5 protein-coding genes are annotated in these 7,425 nt (G+C 65.0%); 3 read left to right on the forward strand and 2 right to left on the reverse strand.

What is annotated here, in order from left to right; all coding sequences use genetic code 11:
• Positions 1-59 precede the first annotated feature (59 nt).
• Together B5F40_RS15445 and B5F40_RS15450 are read right to left on the reverse strand one after the other, a co-directional pair.
• Complete coding sequence (locus tag B5F40_RS15445; protein WP_087195165.1) at positions 60-671, reverse strand: 4Fe-4S dicluster domain-containing protein; 612 nt, start codon at positions 669-671, stop codon at positions 60-62.
• Positions 672-675: 4 nt separating this feature from the next.
• Positions 676-3,627 (reverse strand): molybdopterin-containing oxidoreductase family protein, encoded by a 2,952-nt coding sequence (locus B5F40_RS15450; RefSeq protein WP_087195166.1) that lies wholly within the window; start codon positions 3,625-3,627, stop codon positions 676-678.
• A gap of 175 nt (positions 3,628-3,802) precedes the next feature.
• Between B5F40_RS15450 and B5F40_RS15455 the strand changes: the two genes are divergently transcribed.
• The 3 genes from B5F40_RS15455 to B5F40_RS15465 all read left to right on the forward strand — a co-directional run bounded on the left by B5F40_RS15455 (position 3,803) and on the right by B5F40_RS15465 (position 7,015).
• Positions 3,803-5,242: a helix-turn-helix transcriptional regulator gene (locus B5F40_RS15455; protein ID WP_087195167.1), complete on the forward strand. Its 1,440-nt coding sequence runs from the start codon at positions 3,803-3,805 to the stop codon at positions 5,240-5,242.
• A gap of 284 nt (positions 5,243-5,526) precedes the next feature.
• Positions 5,527-5,757 (forward strand): helix-turn-helix domain-containing protein, encoded by a 231-nt coding sequence (locus tag B5F40_RS15460; RefSeq protein WP_087195168.1) that lies wholly within the window; start codon positions 5,527-5,529, stop codon positions 5,755-5,757.
• A 1-nt stretch (position 5,758) separates the two neighbouring features.
• Positions 5,759-7,015: a HipA domain-containing protein gene (locus B5F40_RS15465; RefSeq protein ID WP_087195169.1), complete on the forward strand. Its 1,257-nt coding sequence runs from the start codon at positions 5,759-5,761 to the stop codon at positions 7,013-7,015.
• Positions 7,016-7,425 lie beyond the last annotated feature (410 nt).

Consider the following 7,425-nt stretch of genomic DNA (forward strand, 5'->3'; position numbering starts at 1 on the left):
GCCCCGCGCTCCACGCCACGAGCGTGGTGAACGCGATCAAAGGCCACTGCAGCTCCATGCTACTCCCCTCCCTTCCATGTCATGCGGCGTAAGATGAACCGGCCCTCGGGCCCGTTGCCCACGTCCGGCAACGCATGCACGTCGGCCTCGTCGAAGGGCTCGCAGAAGTCGCCGAGCGTCTCGCCGCGCGCGCCTTTGAACGACTCGATACCCTCGTCCAGGTCGCCGAACCAGCGCGCCATGCCGCCGCACTGCGACACGCACTGCGGGAGCTCGCCCTGGGCGACCTTCTGCTCGCAGAGGGTGCACTTCTCCACCACGCCCTCCTCCTCGTTGAGGTAGCGCACGTTGTAGGGGCAGGCCATCGCGCAGAACTGGCAGCCGATGCACTTGGACTTGTCGATCTGCACAGTGCCATCCTCGAGCTTGCGCGAGGCGCCCGTGGGGCACACCCTCACGCACTCGGGGTCGGCACAATGCTGGCACGACACGGTGAGGTAGTAGTTGTCCACGTCCGGCCAGTTCTGGCTGCCGTCGGACGGATTGGTGATGCGCAGCGTCTTGTTCCAGAACGCGCCAACCGGAACGTTGTTCACCACCTTGCACGCCACGCTGCATGCAAGGCATCCGACGCAGCGGTTCACATCGGTGACGATCGCATACTGGGTCATAACGTCACGCCTCCTCTCGAATCTCGTAGTTGGGCAGCCATTCCTTCAGGCGCGGGTCGGACGAGTCGTAGATGATCTCGGTCCCGTCCTCGCCACACGGCACCGGGTTGCCGAACGGCGAGTTCTCGGGCGTGGCCTTGTACACCTTCACGTTATAAGCACGCAAGTACGACGCGCCGCACACCGGGTCTTGCACGTCGGGATCTACCAAGCAGTTGATAGAGCACAGATCAAAGCCGCCACCCGCCTGGTCGAGCTCGGGGAACCACCACTGGTGCTCGGCGTTCACGGTGCCAGGCTTGATGCCGTAGTAAAGGTCGGCCGTCTGGCGGATCTTGCCCATCGGGCTCTCGATCCACACCCAGTCGCCCTGCTCGATGCCTAACCGTTTCGCATCGTCGGGGTTGATCTCCATGCGCGGTGCCGGCCAAAGCTCCCGGCACCACGGCAGCTGCCGGTGCTCGGAATGGAAGTACACGGGTATGCGGCGGCCGGTGGTCAAAAGGAAGGGCCACTCCTCGGCCACGGAAGGATCCCCCTGCTCGTTGAGCGGCGCCGGATCCCAGGTGGGAAGGTTGAACCGCCCGTCGGGCTCGTAGGTTTCGAGCGCCGTGGACCAGATCTCCATCTTGCGCGTGGGGGTGGACATGCCTTTCATCGGATTGCCCGCTGGCGTGACCAGGCTCGGCTTCGAGCACATGCCCGTCTCGTAGCGGCGGTACGTGCCCCACGTCTCGGGCGCGATCTCACGGCAGTCCCACCAACCGTGCTCCTGGAAGGCCTCCTTGTACTCGGCCCACGTCATGCCCATGGGCGCCACGCACTTGTCGAACAGCTGCTCGCTCGTGGGGTAGACACAGCCTTCCGGCAAGCCGAACGACACCGGGTCATCAGCATAGGGAACCCCCATGGCCTTGTATACGTCGGTGACGATGTCCACGTCGAAGCGGCAATCGGCCGGCGGTTCAATGCAGCGGCAGTTCGCGCCTTGCGCGCCCGTCGACCCCTGGGAGATGCGCGGGCAGTCCACCTCCAGCCAATGGTACACCGGCAAGAGGATGTCGGCCGCGCCGGCCGCGGGCGTCTTCCACAGGTCCTGCACCACGTAGAAGTCGAGCGCGCACAGGGCCTCCCAGTACTTCGACGAGTTGCCCTGGTTCAGGAAGCCCGAGGCCTCGCACAAGCCGCCGCGCACCGGGTACGGCTCGCCCGTGAGGATGGCGTCCTGCACTGCGTTCGCGTCGGCCCACTGCTGCCACCACGAAAGCGTGGGTATCTTCTCGTGACCGAGGATCTTGTCGTGGAACTTCGACCAATCGATGCCCTCGTAATGCCCTGTCACAATAGTGGGCTGCGCATCTTCGGCGCCGGAGAACATGCCGCAGGTAGGGCCGCGGTTGCCCGCCGGCGTGTCCCAGTTGCCCGTGATGCCAACGAGCGTGTCGAAGATGCGGTTGTTCTGGATGGCGTTGCACGCGTGCTCGGGCGCCAAGCCGTATTGCAGTCCGCCGTTGCCGTAGCCGGTGGAGGGGTCGAGCGGCGTGGCCCACTTCTTCGCCATCGCCTCGATGTCGGCAGCGGGAATGCCGGTGATCTCGGCGGCCTTCTCCGGTGCGAAGTCCTGCAGGTACTCAACCCACAGATCCCACACGGGCCGCGCCTTGTACGTGGCCCCGTCGGCTAGCGCCACCTCGAACTCGCCGCGCAACGCTGGATCGATCTCGGGGTTGAAGGGGCTCTCCTTCGCGATGCGGCCGGGCACGGTGCCCTTGGGCAGGTTCGGCTGCGGGTTGTCGTAGAACTCGCTCCACACTTCGTCGGGCTCGCCTTCCCAGAGGCCAGTGTCGGCGTCGAAGTAGGTGAGGTGCCCGGACGGGTCGTTGTCGTGCAGCGGATGGGCGTCGTCGGTGCCAGCCAGTTCGTCCCACACCATGTAGCGGGCCATGCTGCCACCCTCTTTCAGGTCGCCCTCCTTGAGCAGGCGCGTGCGCATGGGCTTGAGCTCCGACCAGGCGATCATGTTCACCAGCTCGCCACCGGAGGGCTTCATGCCGTCCACTACGAGGAAAGGCGCGTTGGTCCAGCGCTTCACGAACAGGTCTTTGAACAGATTGTTCTCAATGATTACCTGCGCCCACGACAAAGCGAGCGCCCCGTCGGTGCCGGGTGTCAGGTTGGCCCAGGTGTCGGCCTCGTGGTTGAGGCCCGTGCGGCGCGGGTCGACAGAGATGTACTCGTCGGCCGTGTTCGCCAGGTCCACCGTGGTACGGCAGCTCTCGTCGTAGTTCGAGATCTCGGTGGCGGTGCCCCACTGCACGAACACACGCGGGCGGTCGGTGGTGGCCATCCACGAGTAGGCGAACTCCGACTGCATCTGCGTGGCCATGTGGCGCGGCCCCTTGCAGATCTGCCAAGCGGTCACGGCGTTGGGGCTTTCCACCAGCTGGAGCCAGCCGGCGTAGGCGTGCTGCGTCCATATGCGCGAGGTGCCGCCCATGAAGAACATCGACTCGCCGCCGTAGCGGTCCTTGAGCTCCTGGAACTTCTCGGCGATGGTCGCGTACGCCTCGTCCCACGTGATGCGCGTCCAACCCGGATCGATCGCGCCCTTGGGGTTCGTGCGCTTCAGCGGGTGGTACAGGCGGTCGGGATGATACGCCGCCTGAATGGACGCCTGCGACTTCGTGCAGCAGTTGCCCATCGAGTGGAACGCCGTGTCGGCGTCGCCCTCCACTTTCACGGCGCGGCCGTTCTGCACGGTCACCAGCACGCCGCACTCGTTCTTGCCGCACGCGCGGCAGCAGGTGCGCACCACCTTGACGTCGTCCGCCGATGCCCCGCCTCCCCCAGTTTCGGCGAGGGCTTGATGCGGCGTCGCCGTCGCGAGTCCCGCAGCCGCCCCGACGACGGCCGCGAGCTTCACGAAGCTGCGCCGCGTCAAAAGCGAATTCACCATACTTCCTCCTAGCCTCGTCCTCTCAGGCTCGCCACCGTCGCGTTGATCGGGTGACGAGCGGAGCTATAATAGGCAGGCCGGGAAAGCCGCCGCCAGATGCGTTTCTTACGGTTTTGGCGTGAAACGGCCCGCAATCCGCCCATAAGAAACGTATGGGAGCGAAGGGGACCAACGTATGGGGATCGAACACAATGCCAGTTCAGAAGGACAGGAACGCATTTCCGACCCCTTGGCGCCCCTTCAGAGGATTCGTCCGGACCTGCTCGGCTTCATCTTCCACATCTCGTGGTTGTTCCTGCTGTTCTACGGCGGCGGGCTCAACGTGGAAACGGCCACGGGCATCGACCCCACCGACGTGATCTACCTCTCGTCGGCGCTCGCGTTGATCGCGACGCTAGGCATGGGCCTGGCGCGCACGAAAGCGTTCATGCGCGCCAGCGAGAGCCGCATCGGCGCCGTGGCCGCGCCGGCGGTGACCGCGCTCGGCACGCTTCTGTACTGCCTCGACCAGAGTATGCCGACACCGTGGCTCGTTTGGGCGGCCGGACTTCTCACGGGAATCGGCTCGGCCGTGCTGGCTGCGCGATGGGCCTCCGTGTTCGGAAACGTGTCGTCGCGCACGATCATCGCGAACTTCCCCACCATTTTAGCCGCCGTCGTAGTCATCTGCGTGAGCATCGGCTACCTGCCGCGCTGGGCCTGCCTCGCGCTGCTCGTGGTGCTGCCGCTGTGCTCCGGCGGCGCGCTGCAGTTCGCGCGACGTTACCAGCGCGGGCTTCCGCGCCCCTCGTCGGACCGTCCCGAGCAGGGCCGGTCGCAGGGGAAACGCAACGCGTTGCTCGTCGCGTTCGTGGCGCTCGTCGGATTCACGGTGGCGCTCCTCCCCTCGTTCGAGGTGGCCGGCACGAACTACGGTATGCTGTTCTACCTCGTAGCGGGCATCCTCGTGCTCGGATTCGCGGGAACCGCGCTCTTTTTGGCGGATCGTAGGTCGTTTTCCCTGCTCTTCGTCGCACCGCTTTTGGTATTGGCAGTGGTTCTGCTGCCGTTCGCCCAGTTCGCGGCGGACTCGCTCGGCGACGTCGCGTACCCCGTTGGCAGCGTGGCCTTCGAGCTCATGCTGCTGTTCGGCACCGTCCTGTTCGCGCTCGTCACCGATCAGTCGCCGGCGCGCATCTTCATGATGGGACGCATGACACTAGCCGTGAGCGACCTTGCCGGAGCATTTCTGGGCGAGCGCGTTGCCGACCTGGGCGGCACGGTGATCGCGCAGGTGGCCAGCGTGTGCCTGTTCGCCAGCTGCGAATTGCTGCTGGCAGCCGTGGTCGTGAGCTACTTCGCGAACCGTCGCGGCAAAATGCGCGCCGAGAAGGCCGCCGAACCGATCGCCCCGAGCACGTCGCTCGAACAGATCGTCGAACGCTTCGGCCTATCCGAGCGCGAGCGCGAGGTGTTCGTGCTGCTGGCCGAGGGACGCAGTTCCGCGCGCATCCAAGAGGATCTCTGCATCGCAGCCGGAACGGCGAACTACCACACCCGCAACATCTACCAGAAGCTCGGCGTCCACAGCCGCCAAGAGGTCATCGATCTCGTGCACCGGGAACGCCTGCCCTGAGGAATCACTGCGGGCACGGTTCAAATGGCATAAAAGGGGATAGTCCCCTTTTATGCCAAGCGAAGACCGACAAGCCGAGGTGCTCGCATGCGCCACATCTACAAGAAGACGGACATCCACACCCAGCAAGAGCTCATCGACCTCGCAGAAGCCGCGGTGAAGCAATTTTTTCCCTTTTGGGATAATGTTATGTCGATTCGCTAGCAATATCCCAATAGGGAAAATTTCAACAGACGCAGCTGTTATATTCCCGATAGTGATAATTTTGCGCGAAAGGAAGCGTCATGGCCTTCGACCGGAAAAGCATCGTGTATGACCCGGAAGAGCTCGGGCGCGCCATCCGTGCGCGCCGGAAGAAACTCGGCTACACGCAGGGCCAGGTGGCCGCGTTCAACCAGTGCAGCGTGCGCTTCGTGAGCGAGTTGGAACGCGGAAAGAGCGGCGCGGGCATCGGCCAGGTGCTCCGCATCATGAACAGCATCGGGCTCGACCTCGCCGCGATCGAAAGGGGCTAGCATGGACACCCTTGAGGTTTTCCGCTTCTATAACGGCGAGTTCGAGAAAACCGGAACCCTTGGGCGCAGGGGCCGAGAGACAACGTTCGCGTACGATCCGCAGTACCTGACCAGCGCTCATCCCGACGCACTGTCGTTCTCGCTTCCCCTGCGAAGCGAGCCCTTTCCGCCGCACGAGCACGCAGGGTTCTTCGAGGGCATCATCCCCGAAGGGCGCATGCGCCAGGAGCTCTCGCACCGCCTAGGGGTGCCCCCCTCCGACTGGCTCAGCATGCTCGCCAGGCTCAACTGCGAATGCGTCGGCGCACTCATGTTCTGCACGCCCGATACGCATCCGGAGGATTTCGCGCCCTCATACGAGCCCTTCGCCTTCGAGCGGTTCGAGGAGCTTCTCGCAGCTCCGGCTTACGCCGCCACCTTGGAGGTGGAGCTGACCAGGCTGTCGCTCGCCGGGGCGCAGGCGAAGGTAGGGCTGTGCCATACGGGGGACGATCCGAGCGACAACTGGCTCGCGCCATTCGGCACCGCCCCGTCGACCCACATCGTCAAGATCCCCGACGAGCGGCATCCGCATCTCGCGGTCAACGAGTACCTGTGCATGGAGGCAGCGCGCGCATGCGGCCTGAGCGTCGCAGAAGCCTTCATCGTCCCCGGCAAGAGGCCGCTTCTCGCCGTGCGGCGATTCGACCGCATGTTCGCCGACGGCGGCGCGCGCATCCCCATCCGCCTGCACCAGGAAGACTTCTGCCAAGCCGCCGGCCTTCCCCCGTACGGCAAGTACGAGTTCGAGACGACCGACAACTACGCTGCGATCGCCAACCGCGTGCTGAATCGGTGCTCCTCCGACCTCATCCGCGACAAGACGGAGCTCGCGCGTCAGATCGCGTTCGACTACCTTGTCGGCAACTGCGACAACCACCTGAAAAACTACTCACTGCTCTACTCGCCCGATTGGGAGAGGCGCAACCTGGCACCGGCGTACGACCTCGTGTCCACCACGGTTCTGGGATACTCGCGGGTCATGGGCGTTTCAGTCGGCGACACCCGGAACCTCGACGAGATCACGACCGCGGACTGGCGCTTGTTCGCCGACGATTTGGAGATCCCCGGGAGCATCGTCTTCGACGCGCTCTCCAACCTGAGCGACGTCATCCCCGAAGCCCTGAGGTCGAAGGCAGCGGAGGAGCCCGCCCCGCACGCCCGAGAGGTGGCCGAAGCCATCATCGACGATATGCGCCCGAGGACGACCGCTCTCTGACGGGATGCTTCGCGTGAAACATTCGTGATCGATGCGCTGTTTGAGATCCGTCTACAAGCTTTCCGCCCCGCAGGCGGAGCCCCCTGCGGGGGCGGCTCGTCGTTTGCAAGGGGTTGGGGGAACGAACCGCGCCCGCAGGGGGCTCCGATCGGCATCGTCCCGGCTGGGGACGGGCGCCTGTTGGGACGTCTCGGGAACGCGCGGTGCCTCACGTGAGACATCCGTGCCGAAACAGCCGGCGCCTCACGCGAAACGATCCGGGGCTCCGGGGCGGCCCCGCCACCGTCTTGCGGCGGGGCCGGCGAATCCTAGTAGAACATGAAGACGCTCAGGCCCAGCTCGTAGAAGACCACGCGCAGGCAGACCGCGCCGGCGAGGGCGGCGATGGCGGCGATTGCGCCCCAGAGCTT

Origin of the sequence: Gordonibacter sp. An230, assembly GCF_002159915.1 — a bacterium.
Taxonomy (GTDB): Bacteria; Actinomycetota; Coriobacteriia; order Coriobacteriales; family Eggerthellaceae; genus Rubneribacter.